Source organism: Arthrobacter sp. BE255 (genome assembly GCF_031457335.1).
Taxonomy (GTDB): Bacteria; Actinomycetota; Actinomycetes; order Actinomycetales; family Micrococcaceae; genus Arthrobacter.
Genome location: NZ_JAVDWK010000001.1, coordinates 260,886 through 284,024 on the forward strand (window position 1 = coordinate 260,886; position 23,139 = coordinate 284,024).

Here is a 23,139-nt window from a genome sequence, read left to right on the forward strand (position 1 = left end):
GTACCGTGGCGCTTAAGCAGCCCGCCTGGCGCGCGGCAGGGCCAAACCGGCTGGGCGGGAATGTATCCGAACGGAGGCCAGATGACAGCCGAGACGGGCATCGACCAAGGCCGGTCAGCCTTCCGGGAGCACCGTTGGACCGATGCTTTCGAGAACTTCCGTGACGCCGACCTCCGCGGCGGACTGCCGGCACCGGACCTTGACCGGCTCGCGGTCTCCGAAATCCTGACCGGCAATATCACTGCAGGGCTTGATACGCTCACCCGGGCCCATGAGGAATACCTGGTGGTCGGCGACGTTGTGGGTGCCGCCCGGTGCGCGGCGTGGATGGGCATGGAGCTGATGAACGTGGGGGAGCCGGCGCGGGCCGGAGGCTGGTTTGCCCGCGGCCAGAGGCTGGCGGACGAACTGGCCGAGCCGGACGCCGTGCAGGGTTTCCTGCTCGTCCCGGTGGGCCTGGGCAAGCTCTACAGCGGCGACCCTGCCGGCGCACTCGAGACGTTCTCCCAGGCTGCCGAATACGGCCGGAACTTCCAGGACAAAGACCTGTCCGCCCTGGCCCTCCTCGGCACTGGCCAGGCGACCCTGATGCTTGGACACCCCGACGAGGGCCTTCGGATGTTCGACGAGGTCATGGTGGCCGTGACAGCGGGGGAAGTCTCCGCGATCCCCTCCGGGATTATCTACTGCGCTGTCATCGGCAACTGCCACCTGGCCTTTGACCTTGAGAGGGCGCTGCAATGGACCGTGGCGCTTGACCGCTGGTGCAATGCCCGCCCTGACATGGTGGCGTTCAGCGGCCAGTGCCAGTCGCACCGCGCCGAGATCTTCCGGCTGCACGGGGCTTGGGCCGAAGCGATGGAGGCTGCGGCCGCGGCCCAGGGACGCTCCACCCGGGGCGATCCGCAGGCGCTCTACGGCGGTTTTTACCAGCAGGGCGAAGTGCAGCGGCTCACCGGCGCCCTGGATGCCGCCGACGGTTCCTACCGCGAGGCGGCACGAAGCGGCTACGAGCCGCAGCCCGGCCTTGCGCTCCTCCTGCTGGCACGCGGGGAAGCGCAGCAGGCGCAGGTAATGCTCCGCAGGGCAGCCGGCGTGGCCGACGTCGCCACCCGCCGGAATCTGTTGCCGGCACTGGTGGAGATCGAACTGGCAGCCTCCGACCTTGAGGCGGCACGGCGGGGCGCGGACGAGCTGGAGAGCTTTGCCCGCGAATGCCCCATGCCCATGGTCCGGGCGGTTGCCGATCAGGCCGCCGGCGCGGTCCGGCTCGCTGAAGGCGATCCGGCGGGTGCATCAGCAGCCCTGCGGCACGCCTGGAAGCTGTGGCTTGAACTCGGCGTGCCCTACGAGGCCGCGCGTTGCCGCATCCTGACCGGGCGTGCGTGCCGGGCTCTCGGCGATGAGCCCTCGGCGCTGATGGACTTCGAGGCCGCACATGCCGAGTTCCTGGAGCTGGGTGCAGCGCCTGCTGCCGCCGGGGCCGCCTCGCTTATGCGGGAAGGCGCCGACGACGGAGCCAAGAGTCCGCTGTCCCCGCGGGAAACGGAAGTGCTTCGGCTCGTCGCGTCCGGAGAAGGCAACCGGGCGATAGCCGCTGACCTGTACTTGAGCGAAAAGACGGTTGCCCGGCACATCAGCAACATCTTCCTGAAGCTGGGCCTTTCCTCCCGCGCGGCCGCCACGAGGTATGCGTTCGAGCACGGGCTCGCGGAGTAACTGCAGGACTGCATAAAAATACCCACAAAGCCCCTGCGCAGAGTTACATGATTTGGCCGACGCGGCCCGGCTGGCCCCGATCGTAGCCTCAAAGCATGAACCTTCCAGTCCTTGCCGGCACCCTTTCGACGGTGCTGTTTGCCTTGGGAATGCTGCCGATGCTGGTGAAAGCGGCCCGCACGCGGGACCTCGCCTCCTACAGCCTGGGGAACCTGGTCCTGAGCAATGTGGCCAATGCGGTTCACTCCGTCTACGTCTTCAACCTGCCCGCCGGCCCCATCTGGGCACTGCACCTGGCCTACGTCCTGGCGTCCGCGCTGATGCTGGCCTGGTGGTGGCGCTACAGGGAGACGGGCGGCGAAGCAGCGGGGAGCACGGCTGCCGGCCAACGGGAGGGTTCAGCCCCAGGAATCAACCTCAGTGAAAAAGGAGCGCAGTGATGATGGACAACAACGACGGAACCGGCACGCTGGACACGATGATCATCGGTGGCGGCCAGGCAGGCCTTGCCATCGGCTATTACCTGAAGGAGCAAAACCGGAAGTTCCTGATCCTGGACGAGAACCCGAGGACCGGAGACGCCTGGCGCCAGCGGTGGGATTCGCTCCGGGTGTTTACCCCCGCCAAATACGACGGACTGCCCGGCGCGCCGTTTCCGGCGGATCCCCTGTCCTTTCCCCCGAAGGACCAACTGGCGGACTATCTCGAACGTTACGCGGAGCAATTCGAACTGCCGGTGCGCCAGGGCATGCGGGTCGAGAGGCTCTGGCGGGAAGATGACCGCTATGTTGCCGCCTCCAACGGCCATCGCTGGGAAGCGCGCAACGTGGTCGTGGCAACGGGCGCCGAACGTTCGCCCAAGATCCCGGAATTCGCTTCCTTGCTTGACCCTTCCATAGTCCAACTCCATTCCAGCGACTATCGGAATCCGGGCCAGCTCAAGGACGGTCCGGTCCTTGTTGTCGGTGTCGGAAACTCCGGCGCGGAGATCGGCATTGAGGTCTGCAGGACCCACCGGACCCTGATGGCAGGGAAGGCGGGCGGTGAGCTCCCCGTCAAGCATGGCAGGGCGGCCGCGCGTTTTGTCCTGCCACTCGTCCGGTTTGCAGGGCTGCACGTGCTGAACATCTCCACTCCCATTGGCCGCAAGGCCATTCCGGGCCTCAAAGCCCATGGAGCACCCCTGATCAGGACCAAGACCAAGGACCTCGCAGCCGCCGGTGTGCGGTTCGTTCCCCGGGTCACTGGTGTGGACGACGGGCTGCCGGTCCTCGCCGACGGTAGCCGGCAGGACATCGCAAATGTGATCTGGTGCACCGGCTTCCACGTGGACTTCAGCTGGATGGACCCGGCCTTGCTCGACGACGGTGGAATGCCCCGCCAATACCGCGGCGTTGCGCTGGACTCGCCAGGCCTGTTCTTCCTGGGTCAGGACTTCATGTATGCGGCGGCCTCGGCAACCCTTCCCGGTGAGTGCCGCGACGCCCGCTACCTGGCCGGGAAAATCCCGGTTTCCGTCAGCCGTGAGTCCGCCGCATCCTCCATCTGAGCTGGCGCGCCTTGTCCTCGGGCAGCCGGGTGGACACCAAGCGGTAAAAGACAAGCACGGCCACGGCGGCGGCCACGATCCCCACCAGGTTCACCAAAAGCTGCAGGGCCGAGCCTGCAGCTTTCTGGTATTCACCAAGGACCAGCGCCACCGCGACAAATCCTGCCGCCGGCACCGTGGTCACCGAGATGAACACACCGATGAGCGCGGCCGAACGCCGGCTGATCATCGAGAGCATTCCGGCCGCCCCTGCCAGCCCGGCAACGATCAGTGAGTACGGTCCAGGGTGGTAAATGAACTCCACCGCGGAGCCGGTGTCCAGGACGTTTGCCGGGAAGAGGCCCAACGGCACGGACAGCCAGGCGCTCAGCGCCGCCAGGAGCATCGCCACCGGGAAACCAACGGCCAGTGCGACGGCGGCGCGGCGCCCCAGCCGCCAGCGTCCCCTTGCCAGGGCGACGGCGAGGGCGGCCAGCGGGCCGAACTCCGGCCCCACCGCCATGGCACCAACGATCGCGATCGTCGAGTTGGTCACGATGCCGATGGCGGCCAATTGAGTCGCCAGCACGAGGAACGCGAGGTAGCTCCACGTCAGCCGGGAGTCCTCACCGGTCTGCCGCGTCACCTCATCCCAGATCAGGGCGTCCGCTCCGTCGCCCGGGGCGGCGTTTTCCGCCGCGTCCGCGCGGCGGGACAGGACCAGTTCGGGCGTGGAGACGGAAATTGACCCAGTCTGGTGCACCTTGAGGACGTGCAGTTTCTCCAGCAGCTCCTCGACCGCCTCGCGGGCGATCTGGACCTCGATGACGTCGCCGGGAGGCAGGACGGACGCCCCGGCAAGAACTGCCAGCCCGGCGGCTCCGGTCTGCCCGGTACAGCATTCCTGCACGACGGCGGAGAGCTCTCCGGGAACACAAATACGCATCTGGACAATCACGTCAGATCCCTTTCCTGGCCTGGGGACAGCATAGTTTCCCAGTGCTTCGGGACCCTTGACCGGCCCGCCCTGATTGGTCATCGAAAATACGGCTCGGTAGCATGGAGGCTTTGGTTGCCCGCTGCGAGAGGTCTTTTGTGTCGACTGCGAGAACCACGCCCGCTCCCGGCCGTGCGGGCGAAGCGTCCCCCAAAGGACGCAATGCGACGTTCCGGCCCGAGGTCCAGGGGCTCCGGGCGCTCGCGGTCCTCATGGTGGTGACCTACCACGTGTGGCTGGGGCGGGTTTCCGGCGGCGTTGACATCTTCCTGCTCATCTCAGCGTTCCTGCTGACCCTTTCCTTCACCAGGAAAGTCGAAGCGGACAAGCCCCTGAACCTTATCCGGCACTGGCTGCACCTTTTCAAGCGGCTGCTGCCTGCCGCCGTCGTGGTCCTGCTGGGCATCCTGGCCGGCACGTGGCTGATCCTGCCGCAGAGCCGCTGGCCCGACGTCCTGGACCAGGCATGGGCCTCCCTCCTCTACCGGCAGAACTGGCTCCTGGCCGATACCGCCGTCGACTACTACGCCCAGGACCACTCCGGTGCCAGCCCGCTGCAGCACTTCTGGTCGCTGTCCATCCAGGGCCAGGTCTTCATTTTGTGGCCGCTGGTGTTCGCCGGCTCCGCGCTGGTGTGGCGGTGGCTTCGACGACGGAGCAACGCCAGCTACCGGCTGGTCCTGGCGGCGGCCTTCTCCGCAATCTTCCTGGCGTCCCTGGCATTTTCGGTCGAGCAGACAGCCACGAACCAGGCCTACGCCTACTTCGACACCCGGACACGGCTGTGGGAATTCGCCCTCGGTTCCCTCCTGGCCCTGGCATTGCCGTACGTGAAGCCGGGCAAGGCGCTGCGCGTAATGCTCGGCTGGGCCGGCCTGGCCGCCATGGTGTCCTGCGGCCTGGTGCTGACCGTGGACCGTTCCTTCCCGGGATTCATTGCCCTGTGGCCAACCCTGGCCGCAGCCGCGATCATCGTTGCCGGCCAGAGCGGCAGCCCGTTCGGCGTGGACAGGCTCCTGAGCTGGAAGCCCTTGGTTGCCCTCGGCGACAACTCCTACGCCCTGTATCTGTGGCACTGGCCGGTGCTGGTCCTGGCACTGGCCGCCACCGGAATCGGGACGCCCGGACTCGGCCAGGGCCTGGCCGTTGTTGCCGCGTCCGTCATCCTCGCCGTGCTGACCACCCGCTTTGTGGAGAAGCCGCTGCGCGACTGGCACTGGCCGCAGAAGCGGTCCTGGCGCACCGCCGTCGTGATTGCCGCCTGCTGCGGGGTACTCGCCGGCCCTGTGGCCGTATGGCAGACCACGATCACGGCGGAGGAGGCGGCCGCGGCCGGGCAGCCCCGCGAACTGACTCCCGGGGCCGCGTCCCTGGCGCCGGAGAACGCCGGCAAGCCCACTCCGGAAGCCCGGATCATTCCGGCGCCGGCGGCAATGAAGGACGAATGGGCGGACATCGACGGGCTATGCACCGACGCCAATGTGCCGTCGGACCCGCTGCTGGCCGGATGCCTGCAGAATACGAAACCCGAGACGGTGACCAAACGGATCGTGGTGCTGGGCGACTCCCACGCCCAGCAGTACATGGCCGCCCTGGGCCCGATCGCCAAGGATCACGGCTGGGAAGTGGTGACCCTGCTCAGGGGCAGCTGCCGCTTCGGTGCTGAGTCACCCGAACGGGACGCGGAGTGCAACGCGTTCAACAAGGCCAGCGCCGCCTACGTCATGGAACACCGGCCGGACGCGGTGTTCACCGTCGCGTCGCTGACCCATGTGGAGGCGCCGTTCGAAACCGAGGTTCCCGGCTACCTCGACGGCATCCGCCAGTTCACCCAGGCAGGGATGGACGTGGTGGGTATCCGGGACAACCCGCGGTTCAGCATCAACATGCCGGAGTGCGTCCAGAAGCACGGCGCAAACGCCCCGGAATGCAACGCGCCGCTGAACGAGTCCCTCGCCGAATCGTCGCCGCTGGACAGCTACCGCGGCCGGATCGACGGCCTCCACCTGATGGACCTGAGCGACTTCATCTGCGCCGGCGGCACCTGCCCTGCCGTCGTGGGGAACGTGTACGTCTACAAGGACGACAACCACCTCACCAAAACCTACGTGCAGAGCATGATCCCCATGTTCGAGCAACGGCTGCTGGCGGCCACCGGCTGGACCTGAGGTTTCTTCCGGCCGCTGGGGGTGCCGTTGCTCACATTGCCGTCCCGGAATAGGGGGATCGGCGCCGAGGTTCTAATATTTACTCAACACTTTCTGCACTGAACCCGTGTACGAAGTACCCCCGCACCGCAACCCATGCACGGACCAGTCCCGTAATGACGGGCTGGTCATCAGCTGCAACCCCTACCCGTGAACCCCGCAACCAAGGTAAGAGGCGCACTCATGACCCAGCCCGCACACGATCCGTTCGGCTTTGTTGGCCTGACGTACGACGACGTCCTGCTGCTCCCCGGCCACACCGACGTCATCCCCTCCGACGCCGACACCTCCTCCCGGATCTCCAAGCGGATCACGGTCCACACACCGCTGCTGTCCGCCGCGATGGACACCGTGACCGAATCCCGGATGGCCATCGCAATGGCCCGCCAGGGCGGCCTGGGTGTTATCCACCGCAACCTGTCCATCCAGGACCAGGCCGACCAGGTGGACCGCGTGAAGCGCAGCGAGTCCGGGATGATCACCAACCCGCTGACCATCGGCCCTGAGGCCACACTGGCCGAACTTGACGAGATCTGCTCCCAGTACCGGGTTTCCGGCCTGCCCGTGGTGGATGAGGGTATGCGGCTCCTGGGCATCGTCACCAACCGCGACACCCGCTTTGTCCCGGAGGCAGACTTCCCGCTCCGGCTGGTCAGCGACGTCATGACCAAAATGCCGCTCGTCACCGGCCACGTGGGCATCAGCCGCGAGGAAGCCTCGCACAAGCTGGCCACCAACAAGATCGAAAAGCTCCCGCTCGTTGACGAGCAGGGCCGCCTCAAGGGCCTGATCACCACGAAGGACTTCACCAAGGCAGAGCAGTACCCCCTGGCTACCAAGGACGACGAGGGCCGGCTCCGCGTCGGTGCCGCCATCGGGTTCTTCGGTGACGGCTGGGAACGCGCCATGGCCCTCGTTGACGCCGGCGTCGACGCGCTGTTCGTGGACACCGCAAACGGCCACTCGCAGGGCGTGCTGGACATGATCCGCCGCCTGAAGTCCGACCCCGTAGCGGCGCACGTGGACATCATCGGCGGCCAGGCCGCCACACGTGAAGGCGCGCAGGCACTGATCGACGCCGGCGCCGACGGCATCAAGGTGGGTGTTGGCCCCGGCTCCATCTGCACCACCCGCGTGGTGGCCGGTGTGGGCGTCCCGCAGATCACCGCCATCTACGAATCCTCGAAGGCAGCCATCCCGGCCGGTGTTCCGTTGATCGCCGACGGCGGCCTGCAGTACTCCGGCGACATCGGCAAGGCGCTGGTTGCCGGCGCCGACACCGTGATGCTGGGCTCCCTGCTGGCCGGCTGTGACGAGTCCCCGGGCGAGCTGATCTTCGTCAACGGTAAGCAGTTCAAGAGCTACCGCGGCATGGGCTCGCTGGGCGCCATGCAGTCCCGCGGCAAGAACACGTCCTACTCGAAGGACCGCTACTTCCAAGCCGACGTCTCCGGCGACGACAAGCTGATCCCCGAGGGCATTGAGGGCCGGGTGGCCTACCGCGGGCCGCTGGCTTCCGTGGCGTACCAGCTGGTGGGTGGCCTCCGCCAGACCATGTTCTACGTCGGTTCCCCGACCATCCCGGAGCTGAAGGTGCGCGGCAAGTTTGTCCGCATCACCCCGGCAGGGCTGAAGGAATCGCACCCCCACGACATCCAGATGACCGTGGAGGCACCGAACTACGGTTCTCGCTAGCCACACACGCTCAAGGAGGCCACGGGGATTCGTTCCTGTGGCCTCTTTGCGTCTGCGCCTAGCATCCCCGGGCAGAACTAGGCTGTATTCATGCCCGAACCACACCATCCCGCCGAGCTGAACCCCAAGCGGGATCCCCAACGGAAGCTCGCCGTGCGGCCGTATGCCCGGGCTGTGGCGCAGGTGCTGCGGGTCAGCTTCCGGGCCTCGCCGGCCGCCGTCGTGATGAAAGTGGTGGGTTCGCTCATCTCGGCGCTGCTACCGCTGGTCACCACCTACTTCGCTGCGCTGACCACCACCGCCTTGGCGGCTGCGTACTCGGGAGACGAGGCCGCCGGCAGGCAGGCTATTGTCTACGTCATTGTCACCGCGGCGCTGGGACTGTTCTGGGGTGCGTTCAGCAGCGTGGACCGCTACATCCAGCAGCTCATGAGCTTCAAGGTGGGAGCCATCGTGGGCGACCTCATGTACGAGCGGTTCCTGGCGCTCGAATTCTGGCGGTACGACGACAAAGAGACCGTTGACCTCTACGACCGCGCCAAACGGTTCTCTGACTCCTACGCCCGGGTCCTGGACCGCATCGCCGCCATCTTCACCCAGCTCGTGTCGGTGATTCTCGCCGTCGGCGCCCTGCTGCTGGTCAGCTGGTGGATCGCCGTCATCGTCCTGGTCGCGATCGGGCCCAGCGTCTACCTGCAGTTCAAGCTTTCGCGGGAGCAGATCGCCCACTGGAACACGCAGGTGGACTCGCGCCGCCAGCGCCGGATGATCGAGACCAACCTGCTGCGCCCGCAGCACATCGCCGAAATGCGGCTGTACGGCATCGTTGGCTACCTGATGGACTTCCGGTCCCGGCTGCGGGACGCGGACGAGCGCCGCAGGCTGGACTTCCAGAAGCGGTACATCCCGAAGCAGCTTGCCGCCGATGCCCTGCAGTACGGCGCCGAAGTGGTTTCCCTGATCTGGGTGGTCGGACAGATCATCGCGCGCGCCCAGCCGGTGGGCCAGTTCCTGTACGTCCAGCAGATCGTCAGCCGCGCACTCTCGACAGCCAATAACCTCGTATCGTCCCTGAGCTCCATCGACGAGGACCTCGCGAACCTCAAGGACTACGAACTGTTCATGGCGCTGCCCGTCCACTCCCGGCATGCGCCGCCGCTGCTGCAGGCCCCCAAGACCGTGGAGCTGAAGGACATCCGCTTCACCTACACCGGCAGCGACATCGAGGTGATCCGCGGGATCAGCATGACCATCCGGGAAGGGCAGCACATCGCCATCGTGGGGGAGAACGGGGCCGGAAAGTCCACCCTCATCAGGATCCTGGCAGGGCTCTACGCCCCGGACTCCGGGCAGGTAATGCTCGACGGCGTCGACCTCGCCGCCGTCGACGTCACCTCCTGGCACCGCCACCTGGCGGTGCTGAGCCAGGAGTTTTTGAAGTACGAGTTCGCCACCGCAGCGGAGAACATCTACTTCGGCGATGTTGACTCCGCGAAGGACGACCGCAGGATCCGCCGGTCGGCTGAGGACGCGGAGGCGCTGGAGTTCATCAACAAGCTGCCCAATGGCCTGGACAACCACGTCAGCAACTGGATGGAGGACCCGCGCGGCCGGAAGGGCAGCGGGCTTTCGGGCGGCCAGTGGCAGCGGCTCGCGATGGCCCGGAACTTCTACCGCAACGCGTCCTTCATGGTGATGGACGAGCCCACCTCGGCCATCGATGCGCTGGCGGAACACCGCATCTTCACCCGGCTCTTCGCGGACCGCAGCAGCACGATCATCGCCATCAGCCACCGCCTGGCCACTATTGAGAAGGCGGACATCGTGTACATGCTCGAAGATGGCCGGATCGTCGAGGAGGGCACTCACAAGGAGCTGGTGGCACTGCGTGGCCGCTACTTCAGGATGTTCGAATCGCAGTTGACACCGTTGGAGGATAACCTAGACCAGTGACTTATGAGATCGAGATCGGCCGTGGCAAGCGTGGGCGTCGTGCCTACTCCCTGGATGACATTGCGATTGTCCCTAACCGTCGTACCCGCGACCCCAAGGACGTTTCCGTGTCGTGGCAGATCGATGCCTACAAGTTCGACATGCCCGTCATTGCCGCCCCGATGGACTCGGCCATGTCCCCCCAGACTGCCATAACCCTCGGCCGCCTCGGCGGACTGGGGGTCCTGGACCTTGAGGGCCTCTGGACCCGGTACGAGGACCCGCAGGCAGTCCTGGACGAAATCGGCGCCCTCGAGGACGAGGTCAACAGCCCCGCCGTCACCGGACGGATGCAGGAACTGTACCGCGCGCCCATCCAGCCCGAGCTGATCACCTCGCGCCTCGCCGAGATCCGTGCCGCCGGCGTTACCGTGGCCGGCTCGCTGACCCCGCAGCGCACCCAGGAACACTACAAGACCGTGGTGGCTGCCGGCGTCGACATCTTTGTCATCCGCGGCACCACCGTGTCCGCCGAGCACGTGTCCAAGGACCACGAGCCGCTGAACCTCAAGCAGTTCATCTACGAACTCGACGTACCCGTCATTGTGGGCGGCGCCGCCGGCTACACCCCGGCACTGCACCTCATGCGCACCGGCGCTGCCGGCGTGCTGGTGGGCTTCGGCGGGGGAGCCACCACCACCACGCGCCGTGCCCTGGGCATCCATTCGCCGATGGCGTCGGCCATCTCCGACGTCGCGGCCGCCCGCCGGGATTACATGGACGAGTCCGGCGGACGGTACGTGCACGTGATTGCCGACGGCGGCATGGGAACCTCAGGCGACATCGTCAAGGCCATCGCGATGGGCGCCGACGCCGTGATGCTCGGCAGCGCACTGGCCCGTGCCGAAGAGGCGCCGGGCAAGGGCTGGCACTGGGGCCAGGAGGCCCACCACCTGGAACTTCCCCGCGGCGACCGGGCAAATGTTGGCACCGTCGGGCCGCTGGAGGAAGTCCTCTTCGGGCCGGGCCACCACACCAACGGGACGTCAAACCTGATCGGCGCGCTGCGCCGCTCCATGGCCACCACCGGCTATTCGGACCTCAAGGAATTCCAGCGGGTCGACGTCGTCGTCTCGCCTTACTCAGGAAACTGACGTCCGGCGCGGGCCGGGCGCCAGACCCGGACCCGCCTGCCGAACCGTGCGGCTAGCAAGTAGTGTGGATTACTACCTGCACCAGCGGCATCGGAGGCGTTCCATGAAGAGTGTTCCTAACACCAGCGGCACCCTGGGCCCGGCGGCCCGTGAGCAGTCCATCGCGCGGCTGCGGGCCACCACTGAACCTGGCAAGGAACTGGACATCCTCATTGTCGGGGGCGGCATCGTGGGTACCGGAGCGGCCCTGGACGCCGTGACCCGCGGGCTCAGCGTGGGAATCGTGGAAGCCAGCGACTGGGCGGCCGGCACCTCGTCCCGGTCCTCCAAACTTATCCACGGGGGCCTGCGCTACCTCGAAATGCTGGACTTCGGCCTCGTCAAGGAGGCCCTGCACGAGCGCGGCCTGATCCTGTCCGTGCTCGCACCGCACCTCGCCAGGCCCGTGCCGTTCCTGTACCCGCTGACCAAACCATTTTTTGAGCGGCCGTACGTGGGCGCCGGGATCGCCCTGTACGACGCCATGTCCATCACCGGCGGGCACAGCCGCGGGGTGCCTTTCCACAAGCACCTGACCCGGCGCGGTACCCTCCGCGCCGCGCCCAGCCTCAAGGACGATGCCTTCGTCGGTTCCATCAGGTACTACGACGGCCAGGTGGATGACGCAAAATACGCGGCCAACCTGATCCGCACGGCTGCCCACTATGGCGCCCACGCAGTCAACCAGATGGCAGTGGTGGACTTCCTGCGGGAGGGCGAACGCGTGGTCGGGGCCAAGGTGGTCAACCACGAGGACGGCACGGAGTTCAAGATCCGCGCCAAACAGGTCATCAACGCCACCGGCGTGTGGACGGACGAGACCCAGGCCATGGTGACCGAGCGGGGCCAACTGAAGGTCCGCGCCTCCAAGGGCATCCACCTCGTGGTGCCCAGGGACCGCTTCCAGTCCACCGTGGGACTGATCCTGCGCACGGAGAAGTCCGTGTTGTTCGTTATTCCGTGGGGGCGGCACTGGATCATCGGCACCACTGACACCGACTGGAACCTGGACAAAGCCCACCCAGCCGCTTCCAGCAAGGACATCGACTACATCCTGGAACGCGTCAACAGGGTCCTGAAGCGGCCCCTCACCCGCGAGGACGTGGAAGGGGTTTTCGCCGGGCTGCGTCCCCTGCTGGCCGGCGAAAACGACTCCACCGCCAAACTGTCGCGCGAGCACGTCGTGGCGCATCCGGTGCCGGGCCTCGTAGTGGTGGCCGGCGGCAAATGGACCACGTACCGGATCATGGCCAAGGACGCCGTTGACGAGGCCACCCGCACCATGGACGAACGCGTGCCGCCGAGCTGCACGGAAACCATCCCGTTGCTGGGAGCCAGCGGCTTCAAGGCCGCCTGGAACCGGCGCAACCGGACGGCCGAGGAATCGGGTGTCCACGTGGCGCGGATCGAACACCTGCTCAACCGCTACGGATCGATGGCGCCCGAAGTGCTCGCCATCATCGCGGAGAGGCCCGAGCTGGCGGAGCCGCTGCCCGGCGCCGACGACTACCTCCAGGCCGAGGCCGTGTACGCCGCCACCCACGAGGGCGCGCGGCATGTCCACGACGTCCTGACGCGCAGGACCAGGATTTCGATCGAGGCGTGGGACCGTGGTGTCTCCGCGGTTCCGGTAGTCGCTAAACTGATGGGTGAAGTCCTTGGCTGGAGCGATGTGCAGCGCGAAAGCGAAATCAAGCACTACATTGCACGCGTAGAAGCCGAGCGGCTGAGCCAGCAGCAACCCGATGATGAATCCGCCGACGCCGCACGAATGGGCGTCGACGACATCGTTCCCTTGCGCTGAGGGGCCGCTCCAGCATTCTCGCCTCACTGAAGGGACACGCCTTGGCGGAACCACTTGACCGGTACGATGCCGAACTCACCACGCCCGAAATGGTGATCCTCGAGCTCGAGGCATCGGACAAGGTGGACGCGGCATCGCAGCTCGCAGCGCGTCTTTTCGCCGCCGGCCGGGTGACGGACCTGCCGGGCTTCCTTGAGCACGTCCACGCCCGTGAGCACCAGCTGGCCACGGGCCTGCCGGGCGGCATCGGGCTGCCGCATGCCCGGAGCGAATTCGTGTCCCGGACCTCCATCGCCGTCGGCATCACCAAGTACGGGCACGCACTGGACTTCGGCGCCACCGACGGTCCGGCCACCGTCATCCTCCTGATCGCGACGCCGGCGAGTTCCTTCTCGGACCATCTGGAGGTCCTCGCCACCCTGGCGCGGTCGCTGTCCAAGGAATCGTTCCGCGAGTCCCTGCGGCGTGCCTACGACCCCGAAGTCATCGCCGAGCTCATCAACTCCAGCCTGGTCTTCTTCGACCACTAAAGATTGGGGCAGGCCCTTTCGTGTCGACTCCGTCGCCACGTAGGGACCCTGCTGCCCCACTCTTGGGGCAGGCCCTACGTTTAGTTGTTCTACGGCAGAACGAAGTACGGTTAAGGGGTGTGGAAAACAGCCCTCAAACCCCGATGGATCGCAGGCCTGGTGTTCGCGATTGCCGTTTCCGGGGTCTTTGTCCTGCTCAGCCAATGGCAGTTCGGCAGGTCCACGCAAGCCGAGATCCCGGTCAATCCCGCCACCGAGACCGCACAGTCGCTGACCGGCACGCTCCAGCCCGGAGACTTTTTCCATGGCTCCGTGGCGGACCAGATGGTCACCGCGGCGGGGACCTACGACGCCGACAAGCAGGTACTGATATCCGGACGGCTGCACAACGGCGAGTCCGGCTACTGGGTGGTGACGGCCTTTGCCGTTAACGGGGCGCCCGTCCTCAGCGGCGCCGGCGCCTCACCGGAAACATGGATTCCCGTGGCCCGCGGCTGGGTGGCCGATCCCGCAGACGCCGCCGAACCGCCGTCGGGCACTGTTGAACTGACCGGACGGCTCCTGCCGTCCGAGGCGCCGTTGCCCCAAACGGCTCCAGGCCCGGGGCGCGCCACGGCGGTTTCCGTGGCCGAACTCATCAACTACTGGGACGTCAGCAGCTACCCCGGGTTCATCGCGGCCACGGCCGAAGTGTCCGCCGGAACGGACCTCAGCGCCGGGGCCACCGACGGTGCGCTCAAACCGTTGAACATCGGACCCCAGCCGCCCGCCCAGAAGATCAACTGGCTCAACCTCTTCTACTCCCTGGAATGGGTGGTCTTCGCCGGCTTTGCGCTGTTCATCTGGTGGCGCCTGGTCAAGGACGATTACCGCCGGACCCTTGAGGACGAGCTCGACGGCGGCCACGACCACCTCCCAGCCCCCACACCTTCTGAACCGACCCAACAAAAGGTACAGCCATGATCGAACCCAAACCTGCCATCCAGGCACAGCCGTCCGGTGACAGCAGCCAGACCAGCGGCGGAGCGGCCAACAAAGGCAAAAAGCGCCGTTTCGGCGGCACGGAGCAGCAGATCCGCTCAGCCCTGAAGTTCTACAAGGTGCTGGCGTACCTCACCGGCGGCATGCTGCTGCTGCTGTGCGCCGAGCTCATTGCACGCTATGCGTTCGGCCAGTACCTTTTCGCGGGCGGAACCAACGCCGTCACGGGAGAGCCGTTCGGCCTGGGGTTCGCCGACGCCGAACCCAAGGGCGTCCTAGGCGGGGTCAACATCTCCGTCACGGTGCTGATCGTCCACGGCTGGATGTACGTTGTGTACCTGATGTCCAACTTCCGCCTCTGGTCACTGATGCGCTGGCCTTTCGCCAAACTCATCCTGCTGGCCCTGGGCGGCGTTGTTCCCTTCCTGTCCTTCATCGTCGAGAAGAAGTTCCACGCCGAGGTCGAGGCGGAGCTGGCGGACAACCCGCAGGCACCCCAGCGCTACTAGGGCCGCGGCACGCAGGCCGTCCCGCCGTCGGACGTTTACTCCGTCACACCGGCGGTCCTGGATGTGCGGCGGGGCAACCGCGCAAAGTAGGCTAGTACGGTGACTACTCCCACTGCATCCCAGACTTCCCAGAAGCCGGTGCTGGTTGTTGACTACGGTGCCCAGTACGCGCAGCTTATTGCCCGCCGCGTCCGGGAAGCGAATGTGTATTCGGAAGTGGTTCCGCATACCTACAGCACCGAGCAGCTCCTGGCCAAGAACCCCGCCGCCATCATCCTGTCCGGCGGCCCGTCCAGCGTCTACGCTGACGGTGCGCCGTCTGTCGGCGCCGACCTCTTCGAAGCCGGGATCCCGGTCTTCGGCATCTGCTACGGCTTCCAGGCCATGGCCAATGCCCTCGGCGGGAAAGTCGACAAGACTGGCCTGCGTGAGTACGGCTCCACCCAGACCACCATCCTCGGCGAGGGCCGCTCAGTGCTCGAGGGGATGCCGCAGCACCAGAACACCTGGATGAGCCACGGCGACTCCGTGCACGAGGCGCCGGAAGGCTTCGAAGTGCTGGCCACCACCGCCGGCGCCGAAGTGGCAGCCTTCGCCAACGAGGAAAAATGCCTCTACGGCGTGCAGTGGCACCCGGAAGTAAAGCACTCGGCCTACGGCCAGCAGGTGCTGGAGAACTTCCTCTTCAAGGGCGCCAAGCTGGAACCGAACTGGACCACCGGGAACATCCTCGACGAACAGGTGGAGCGCATCCGCCAGCAGATCGGCGACGCGAAGGTCATTTGCGGCCTCTCCGGCGGCGTTGACTCCGCGGTTGCGGCCGCCCTCGTCCAGCGCGCCGTGGGCGACCAGCTGACCTGTGTGTTCGTTGACCACGGGCTGCTCCGCGAAGGCGAAGCCGAGCAGGTGGAACGCGACTTCGTCGCCGCCACCGGCGTCAAGCTCTACGTCGCCAACGAGCAGGAGCGCTTCCAGGCCGCCCTGGCCGGGGTCAGCGATCCGGAGACGAAGCGCAAGATCATCGGCCGCGAGTTCATCCGCGCCTTTGAAGAAGCCGAACTGGCAATCATCGCCGAGGCGGCCGCCCACGGCGAAAAGATCAAATTCCTGGTCCAGGGAACCCTGTACCCCGACGTCGTCGAATCCGGCGGCGGCGAAGGCGCAGCCAACATCAAGAGCCACCACAACGTGGGCGGCCTTCCCGAGGACCTGCAGTTTGAGCTCGTCGAGCCGCTGCGGGCACTGTTCAAGGACGAAGTCCGGGCCGTCGGCGCCCAACTGGGCCTGCCGCAGGAAATCGTCGGACGCCAGCCCTTCCCCGGGCCCGGCCTCGGAATCCGCATCGTCGGCGAAGTCACCAAGGAACGCCTGGACCTGCTCCGCAAGGCGGACGCCATTGCCCGCGCCGAGCTCACCGCTGCCGGGCTGGACAACGACGTATGGCAGATGCCGGTTGTCCTGCTGGCAGACGTCCGCAGCGTCGGCGTCATGGGCGACGGCCGCACCTACGGCCACCCGATCGTCCTCCGTCCGGTTTCCTCCGAGGACGCCATGACCGCCGACTGGTCACGGCTGCCCTACGACCTCCTGGCCCGGATCTCCAACCGGATCACCAACGAGGTGGAAGGCGTTAACCGGGTCGTGCTGGATGTGACCAGCAAGCCGCCGGGAACCATCGAATGGGAATAACCGCATAACAGTGGCCGGTCTCCGTCAGGGAGGCCGGCCACTGGTCGTTTGAGGGGAATTACTCCGCAATTTGGCTTGATCAGTGTTGCGGTCTCTCACTACGGCATCTTTCCGGCTACGCTCGAAAGTATGCCGGTATGGTCCAGGGCGTCACGTGAAAACGCAGAAAAGAAGGCAGTAGTGTCAGTTGGTCAAGGCCACCCGGAGGGCTCCGAGGAGTTCAGGAAATGGCTGTCCGGTCTTAAGCCCGTCACCGGGGCAGACACCATGCTGCGTTTCACCAAGACCCCTGAAGGTTCCATCGACCTGACCCACGCCCACCCGTCAGGCCTCGCCCAGCTGATGGCAGGCCGCCGCACGCGGCTTTCCACCCTGATCCGGGACCGCCAGCAGTACGTGGTCGCGGCCCGCGCATCACGGAACATCCGTTCCAAGATCTTCGAACTGGGCAACGACCGCGGTATCGACGCCGGCTACCTTTCCGCCGGAACAGTGGTCTGGACGTCCGCCGTCGGGGGCAAACCGCAGCGGATCTCCGCCCCGGTCATGCTGACCGCGATCTCCCTGACAGTGCGCCCTGGCGAAGACGACTACGAACTGCAGCTCACGGAACAGGCACACATCAACCCGGCACTGGTCCGTCACCTGAAGAACATCCACGGGATCGTCTTCGACGTCAACGCGGTGACCCGCCTGGCGTACAGCACCGCCCGCTTTGACCCCCAGCCCGTGCTTGACCGGCTGGCTACGCTGATCAGGCCAATCCACGGAGCCGAGGCGCAGCACAACCTGCTGGTCTCCACGTTCGCCGACCTGTCCGGGAACCTCGATGACCCCTGGATCAACGAAGCGAACCCGCTGGTGGCTGCCCTGGCCACCGCCGCAAGCGGTGCCGTGGTGGACGTGGACGAACCGGACCCCTCCCGCTTCCCCGGCGTGGACCAGCGCCACCCCCAGGATGAACTGCTCCTGCTCGACGCCGACGCGGACCAGCAGTACGTGCTTGACGCCGCCCGGGCCGGGGATTCCCTGGTGGTCAGCAGCCCGCCCGGGACCGGCCAGACCCAGACCGCCATCAACACCATCGGCGCGCTCGTGGATGCCGGCAAGACCGTGCTGGTGGTCGGCGACCGGCGTGCCAGCCTCAACGGGGTCTCGGCGCAGCTGGAGACCCTCGGCCTGGAATCCATCCTGTTCCAGCTCTCCGGCACCGCCACTCCGCAGCAGCTCAAGGCCCAGCTGGTCCGCGCCATCGTCCGGAACGAAAAGTCCCTCCAGCCCCAGCTGGGGAACCTGCACAAGACCCTCACCGAACACCGGCACGCCCTGACGGACCACGTTGCGTCCCTCCACAACGTGCGGCAGCGCTGGGGGTGCTCGCCCTACCAGGCCATGCAGTCCCTGGCCGAGCTGACGTCGATCCAGCCTGCCCCGGCCACCACTGTCCGGCTCAAGCGGAGCGTCCTGGACAACATCCGGGACCGTAACGAGCTCGCCGGCCGGCTCCACCGTGCCGCCGAACTCGGCAGTTTCAGCCGCGCGTCCACCACCAGCCCCTGGCACGGGGCCAGGCTGCTCACGCGCAAGGAAACGGAAGAGGCCCAGCAGCTGGCCCGCTCCGTGGAAGAAAACCTGCCGGTCCTGCGGGACCGCATGAACGCCGTGGCGGAGCACGCCGAGATCCGCCTTGGCCTGTCATTTGCGGAATGGGGCGAGCAGCTGGAGCTTCTCATGGCGGTCCGGGAAAGCCTGGACAAGTTCACCCCGGACATCTTCGACCGGCCCGTCCATGACCTGATTTCAGCGACAGCGTCCTCCGCCTGGCGGCGTGAGCGCAACATCGACATGGCATCAATGCAGCGCTCCCGGCTGCGCCGCGTGGCGAAAGAATACGTCCGCCCCGGCGTGCACATCGCGGACCTTCACAGCTCCCTGATGCTTGTGCAGGAACAGCGCGCACTGTGGTCCGGCTACGCCACAACGCAGCGCCACCCCGCAGTGCCGTCAGGGCTGGCGGAGATGAACATGATGTACCGCTCGCTGGACCGTGAACTCACGGAGCTGGGGGAGGCCCTGCGGCACACCGAGGCCGGCGGGTCCCTGGCAACCACGCCGTACCCGGAACTCATGGAACGCCTGGAGCGGCTGGTCGCGGACACTGACACTCTGAAAACACTGCCGGAGCGAACGCTGCTGGTGGAGAACATGCGTGAACATGGCCTGGGTGAGCTGCTCACCGACCTCGCCGAGCGGGAGGTCCCGGCCGGATCCGTCGCCGCGGAGCTTGAACTCGCCTGGTGGCAGTCCGCGCTGGAAGCGATGATCAGCGGCGACGACTACCTCGCCATGTCAGACGGTGACGCCCTCCGGCAACTGGAAGCTGAATACCGGCTCGCCGACAACGCGCACATAGCCAGCGGCGCCGCCCGGCTGCGCTGGGACCTGTCCGAGCGGTGGCGCGCAGCCATCGGCGAGAACCCGCGCCAGGCCGCCCTGCTGCGGAGCCTGCTGAAGGACGGCAGGGTGACCCTTGCTGCCCTGACGGCACAGGCGCCCGAGCTGGTGCCCATGCTCGTGCCTGTCTGGTCCGTGAGCCCGTACCTGATGACCGGCCTCCTTCCGGCAGAGCAGCGCTTTGATGCCGTGGTTGTCCTGGATGCCGAGGCCACCTCGCTCCAGGCGGTCCTGCCGGCCATGGCCCGGGCCAAGCAGGTCATTGCCTTTGGTGATTCCCGGATTGCCAGCCCGCGCACTTTCACCGTCGGAGTGGAACGGCTCGCAGCCGGCGAAACGGCCCACCAGCGCGTGGAGAGCGCCTTCTCCGCACTGTCAGCCGTACTGCCGGTCTGGCGGCTGAACTTTGTGTACCGTGCGGTGGACGAGGACCTGGTCCTCCAGCTCAGCAAGAATTTCTACGACGGCGGCCTCCGCCGGCTGCCGGAGGGCCAGTCCGCTACGGGCCTGGACAGGGCCCTGCTGGTTGAGTATCTGCCGGACGGCACCGGGCTGCCGAGCGCCGACCACGAGGGTGTTGAATCCGTCGTGGCAGAGGTCAACCGGGTGGTGCACCTTGTCTTTGAACACGCCCGGCTCCGGCCGCGGACTTCCCTGGCCGTTGTCACGGCCAGCCTGCGGCACGCGGCCAGGATCGGCGAATCCATCCGGCTGCAGCTGCCCAACCACCCCGGCCTCGCCGGCTTCTTCGGGGCAGGTCCCGAATCCTTCCGGGTGGTGGACCTTGAACGTGCCCAGGGCCTGGTCCGGGACCACGTGATTTTTTCACCCGGCTTCGGACGGACGCCGCATGGCCGTGCCCTGCATAATTTCGGTCCGTTGTCCGCCGAGGGCGGCCGGGAGAAGTTCGCCCTGGCAATGACCCGGGCGCGCCGGTCCCTGCACGTCCTGACCTGCTTCCGGCCCGAAGACCTGGACCACACCAGGCTGGCCCACGGCGCCGTTGACCTCTACGAGCTCCTGGACCGGGAGATCGCGGGGAACACCAACCTCGGCACCCCTGCGTCCCGGGCGGCCGCCAGCGAGCAGGCGCTCGGAGCGGATCCGCTGGTGGCCGACCTCGGGGACCGCCTGCGGGCCCGCGGTGCCCGCGTCTGGCACCAGTACGACGGCGTCATCGACGTGGTGGCGGCAGCCGACCCCCTCAGCACCATGGGCCAGGACGACCCCGAGACGCCGTGGCCGGTGGCCATCGAATCAGACGGCACCGACCAGTACCGCACCATGAGCGTCCGGGAGCGGAGCCGGCTCCGGCCGCAGCTCCTGGAGCGCCTGGGCTGGCGGTATATGCCGCTGTGGACCATCGAGGTTTTCACCGACCCTTCGGCCTGCGCCGACCGCATTGCCGGTTACCTGGGCCTGGAGAAAGTGGTCCTGCCGGGCCGGGCCACGGCATCCGCCAATTTCTTCGACGACGACGTGGACCCGCTCTCACTCGAAGCCTATGGGAGCGTCAGCCGGGAGGCTGACCTTCCCCGCCGGGCTGACCACACGCAGCAGGTACAGCCTGCTGCGCCGGAAAACTACCAGAACCGGGCGGCACGTCCGGACGAGGAGGAGGCGGTCCACGTGGCCCCAGCCCCAACGCACAACGCTGACGCCCACGCTGGCGGAGAAGCCGCTGACGGCCAGGTGCCAAGCCAGGGCACAGGCCAGGAAGACGCCCGCGAGGCGGCCAAAACGCCTGCCCCTGCGTCCGGCCAGGCTGCCACCGGAACGGACGGCATCCTGCCCAACAAAGCCGCGGAGGACGACCCCCGGCGCTGGGGCGATGGCGCGGATGACGACCACGACGCATGGCTGAAGGAACAGAAACCGCCGCACTGGGGGTGATGGACCGGCGCCCACTGCGCCATGGGCCTCGCCAGTCGGCGCGGGCGGGTCACCCCGAAGGCGGCCCGACAAGGACGAAAAACAGTTTGCCTTGCGTGGAGGCGCCCGCCAGCCGTGCAGCCTGTCCGGGGTCGGCCGCCACCACGATCAGGCCATCCGTCTCGCCTGTTCCCAGCCATTCACCGGTTTTACCGCCCTGGCCCGAGGTCCAGAGCACCGGCACGGCCGTCGCCAGGACTTCCGAGGCAGCCTGCTGGTCATAGCCGTTGGCGGACGTGAGGACCACGTTGACCAGCTGCCCCGGTGACACGAGCTGGATGGAGGAAGGGTCCGCCATCCGCAGCGGCACAGCTGCAGAACCCGGAGGAGTCCCCGCGAGCAAACCGGGACCCAGCAGCTGGGCGTCCGTCAGGAGCTGCCCTTTTCGGAGCGGGGCCGCCAGCTGCTTTCCCGCGGCTTCGGCGGTGACCCCAAGCGATCCGGCAGCGATCATGCCCGGTGGAACCTGTACTTCGGCTACGTCCGAGGGCGCCAGCGAGGAACCGGCCGGAAGGTCCCGGGCCGCGGCGAGGGCCGTCACCGAATCCGCAGGCGCCGGAGTGAGCTGATGGACCGCCACGGCGGCTGCAATGCAGAGCAGGAACGCTATGGCGAGACGGCGATTGCGGGCCAGCCACGGGCCAAGCCGGCGGCCCGGCGGGCGGCCAGCCGGCAGCGGACGGGCACCATGTGACGGGCGCCCGGGCGCAGAGGACTTTCGGCTGGCGGGAGTTCTTCGATGAGGGCGAAACACTGTGGCTGACATGGGCCCACGCTATTTCGGGCCGGACAAGGAGAACAGGCGGGCCTCAAGCTATGTGGACAACCGGACCGGGAATCGCTGTGGATGCCGCGGTAAAGCGGGGCCTGGGGAACAGGCCCGGCGCGTCAGCTTGCAGCAGCAGCCGTGGCCGGGGCGGGTGCCGGCGCGGCGGGCGCCGACGGGGCGGCCGAAACCGTGCTTCCCTTGGCATCCCGGGAGTCCGTGCGGTAGAAACCGGAGCCCTTGAAGACCACGCCGACACTGTTGAACTTCTTGCGCAAGGTGCCCTGGCACTCGGGGCAGGACGTCAGTGTGCTGTCCGTGAACGACTGGACAATATCGAAGGCATGGCTGCAATCCTTGCAGGCGTACGCATACGTTGGCACTGGTGCTCCTCCTCTTGGACAAACGAGAGGTCCCGTGCTGCCAGGACGTTCGTTTACCGTCCATTAGCAGTCGCAGGGCCTGAGTGCCAATTCTATCACCCCCGCCGCGGGGGCCTGCCGGCGTCGGAAGTTATGCCCGCTCCGGGCCCAGGTGAACCAGCCCGGAGGGAGTGAGGGCGTCGGGTACCTTCCGGTCGAAGTCCTCGGCAGGAATGCTTCCGGCAGGCAGTACCTCCCGGTCGTAGACGATCGCCGCGGAGGGAAGGCCGGGCCGGACGCCGTCGAGCGCATCGAGGAAAACGTCGTAATAGCCACCGCCTTGTCCGATGCGGTTGCCGTCGTGGTCCAGGGCAGTGGCCGGCAGGAAGAGCGCGGAGACGCCGGTCATCACGTCGAGCCCGTGCCGGGTCCCCGCCGGCTCGAGGATGGGGGCAAATGTGCTGCGAACAAGCTCCCCGCCCGGCGCCCAGAACACCCAGCTGAGCCGGCGTCCGGGTTCGCAGACCGGCAGCAGAATCCTGTGGCCCCGGCCGTGAAGGGCGCCAATGAGCGGGCTCGTGGGCGGTTCGAAACCCACACCGAGGTAAACGCAGAACGTCGACGGCGTCCCCGACGAAAGGCGGTCAGCCCAGTCGAGGCCGTGGCGCGCTATGCCGGCACCGGCCGCCTCGCGGGCGGCGGGGTCCATGGCCGCGCGGGCAGCCCGGTGCAGTGCCCGGATCTTTTCCTTGGTTGAGCTGTTGCCGGCAGTCACAGTGGCTGCTCCTCCTGTCGTCCGGCCGGGTTTCGGCCGCCCAATAATTACTGTCTGTATGTTCCC

General features: G+C 66.9%; 17 protein-coding genes. 13 read left to right on the forward strand and 4 right to left on the reverse strand.

Going from position 1 to position 23,139, the window contains the following annotated elements; genetic code table 11:
* Positions 1-81 precede the first annotated feature (81 nt).
* The 3 genes from J2X42_RS01270 to J2X42_RS01280 all read left to right on the forward strand — a co-directional run bounded on the left by J2X42_RS01270 (position 82) and on the right by J2X42_RS01280 (position 3,268).
* Complete coding sequence (locus J2X42_RS01270) at positions 82-1,719, forward strand: response regulator transcription factor (RefSeq protein ID WP_310161383.1); 1,638 nt, start codon at positions 82-84, stop codon at positions 1,717-1,719.
* A gap of 95 nt (positions 1,720-1,814) precedes the next feature.
* Entirely contained in the window at positions 1,815-2,159 is a 345-nt protein-coding gene (locus J2X42_RS01275) for a hypothetical protein (protein WP_310161386.1), read from the forward strand.
* 2 nt (positions 2,160-2,161) lie between these two features.
* Positions 2,162-3,268 (forward strand): NAD(P)-binding domain-containing protein, encoded by a 1,107-nt coding sequence (locus tag J2X42_RS01280; RefSeq protein WP_310162137.1) that lies wholly within the window; start codon positions 2,162-2,164, stop codon positions 3,266-3,268.
* Here J2X42_RS01280 and J2X42_RS01285 read toward each other — a convergent pair.
* On the reverse strand, positions 3,237-4,205 hold the full coding sequence (locus J2X42_RS01285; protein ID WP_310161387.1) for a DUF389 domain-containing protein: 969 nt from the start codon (positions 4,203-4,205) through the stop codon (positions 3,237-3,239). The genes J2X42_RS01280 and J2X42_RS01285 overlap by 32 nt on opposite strands.
* Positions 4,206-4,342: 137 nt before the next feature.
* Between J2X42_RS01285 and J2X42_RS01290 the strand changes: the two genes are divergently transcribed.
* The 10 genes from J2X42_RS01290 (at position 4,343) to J2X42_RS01335 (ending at position 21,131) form a co-directional block, all read left to right on the forward strand.
* Positions 4,343-6,412, forward strand: a complete 2,070-nt coding sequence (locus J2X42_RS01290) for an acyltransferase family protein (RefSeq protein ID WP_310161388.1) — start codon at positions 4,343-4,345, stop codon at positions 6,410-6,412.
* Positions 6,413-6,634: 222 nt separating this feature from the next.
* A complete protein-coding gene (guaB, locus tag J2X42_RS01295) occupies positions 6,635-8,146 on the forward strand; it encodes an IMP dehydrogenase (RefSeq protein WP_310161389.1) in 1,512 nt (503 codons plus the stop codon).
* Positions 8,147-8,236: 90 nt separating this feature from the next.
* Entirely contained in the window at positions 8,237-10,099 is a 1,863-nt protein-coding gene (locus J2X42_RS01300) for an ABC transporter ATP-binding protein (protein ID WP_310161391.1), read from the forward strand.
* Positions 10,096-11,232, forward strand: a complete 1,137-nt coding sequence (locus tag J2X42_RS01305) for a GuaB3 family IMP dehydrogenase-related protein (protein WP_310161393.1) — start codon at positions 10,096-10,098, stop codon at positions 11,230-11,232. Before J2X42_RS01300 ends, J2X42_RS01305 begins: the two co-directional genes overlap by 4 nt.
* 103 nt (positions 11,233-11,335) lie before the next feature.
* Positions 11,336-13,075, forward strand: coding sequence for a glycerol-3-phosphate dehydrogenase/oxidase (locus tag J2X42_RS01310; protein ID WP_310161395.1), 1,740 nt, complete (start codon positions 11,336-11,338; stop codon positions 13,073-13,075).
* 41 nt (positions 13,076-13,116) lie between these two features.
* A complete protein-coding gene (locus J2X42_RS01315; protein ID WP_131131374.1) occupies positions 13,117-13,605 on the forward strand; it encodes a PTS sugar transporter subunit IIA in 489 nt (162 codons plus the stop codon).
* Positions 13,606-13,722: 117 nt separating this feature from the next.
* Complete coding sequence (locus J2X42_RS01320) at positions 13,723-14,568, forward strand: SURF1 family protein (protein ID WP_310161398.1); 846 nt, start codon at positions 13,723-13,725, stop codon at positions 14,566-14,568.
* On the forward strand, positions 14,565-15,095 hold the full coding sequence (locus J2X42_RS01325; protein WP_310161399.1) for a DUF3817 domain-containing protein: 531 nt from the start codon (positions 14,565-14,567) through the stop codon (positions 15,093-15,095). The genes J2X42_RS01320 and J2X42_RS01325 overlap by 4 nt, the downstream gene beginning before the upstream one ends.
* 99 nt (positions 15,096-15,194) lie before the next feature.
* Entirely contained in the window at positions 15,195-16,784 is a 1,590-nt protein-coding gene (gene guaA / locus J2X42_RS01330) for a glutamine-hydrolyzing GMP synthase (RefSeq protein WP_131131377.1), read from the forward strand.
* 129 nt (positions 16,785-16,913) lie between these two features.
* Positions 16,914-21,131: an AAA family ATPase gene (locus tag J2X42_RS01335; protein ID WP_310161406.1), complete on the forward strand. Its 4,218-nt coding sequence runs from the start codon at positions 16,914-16,916 to the stop codon at positions 21,129-21,131.
* Positions 21,132-21,180: 49 nt separating this feature from the next.
* Here the strand turns inward: J2X42_RS01335 and J2X42_RS01340 are convergent, their stop codons facing one another.
* The 3 genes from J2X42_RS01340 to J2X42_RS01350 form a co-directional block, all read right to left on the reverse strand.
* Positions 21,181-21,750, reverse strand: coding sequence for an RcpC/CpaB family pilus assembly protein (locus tag J2X42_RS01340; protein WP_310161410.1), 570 nt, complete (start codon positions 21,748-21,750; stop codon positions 21,181-21,183).
* Between the two features lie 308 nt (positions 21,751-22,058).
* On the reverse strand, positions 22,059-22,319 hold the full coding sequence (locus J2X42_RS01345) for an FmdB family zinc ribbon protein (RefSeq protein WP_131131380.1): 261 nt from the start codon (positions 22,317-22,319) through the stop codon (positions 22,059-22,061).
* Positions 22,320-22,449: 130 nt separating this feature from the next.
* Positions 22,450-23,073 carry a 5-formyltetrahydrofolate cyclo-ligase gene (locus J2X42_RS01350; protein WP_310161411.1) on the reverse strand — a complete coding sequence of 208 codons (624 nt, stop codon included), beginning with the start codon at positions 23,071-23,073 and terminating at the stop codon, positions 22,450-22,452.
* Positions 23,074-23,139: the final 66 nt, after the last annotated feature.

Coding starts and splice junctions, on each gene's coding strand:
- J2X42_RS01270 (WP_310161383.1), top strand. CDS start 82: ATGACAGCCGAGACGGGCATCGACCAAGGCCGGTCAGCCTTCCGGGAG.
- J2X42_RS01275 (WP_310161386.1), top strand. CDS start 1,815: ATGAACCTTCCAGTCCTTGCCGGCACCCTTTCGACGGTGCTGTTTGCC.
- J2X42_RS01280 (WP_310162137.1), top strand. CDS start 2,162: ATGGACAACAACGACGGAACCGGCACGCTGGACACGATGATCATCGGT.
- guaB (WP_310161389.1), top strand. CDS start 6,635: ATGACCCAGCCCGCACACGATCCGTTCGGCTTTGTTGGCCTGACGTAC.
- J2X42_RS01300 (WP_310161391.1), top strand. CDS start 8,237: ATGCCCGAACCACACCATCCCGCCGAGCTGAACCCCAAGCGGGATCCC.
- J2X42_RS01310 (WP_310161395.1), top strand. CDS start 11,336: ATGAAGAGTGTTCCTAACACCAGCGGCACCCTGGGCCCGGCGGCCCGT.
- J2X42_RS01325 (WP_310161399.1), top strand. CDS start 14,565: ATGATCGAACCCAAACCTGCCATCCAGGCACAGCCGTCCGGTGACAGC.
- J2X42_RS01335 (WP_310161406.1), top strand. CDS start 16,914: ATGCCGGTATGGTCCAGGGCGTCACGTGAAAACGCAGAAAAGAAGGCA.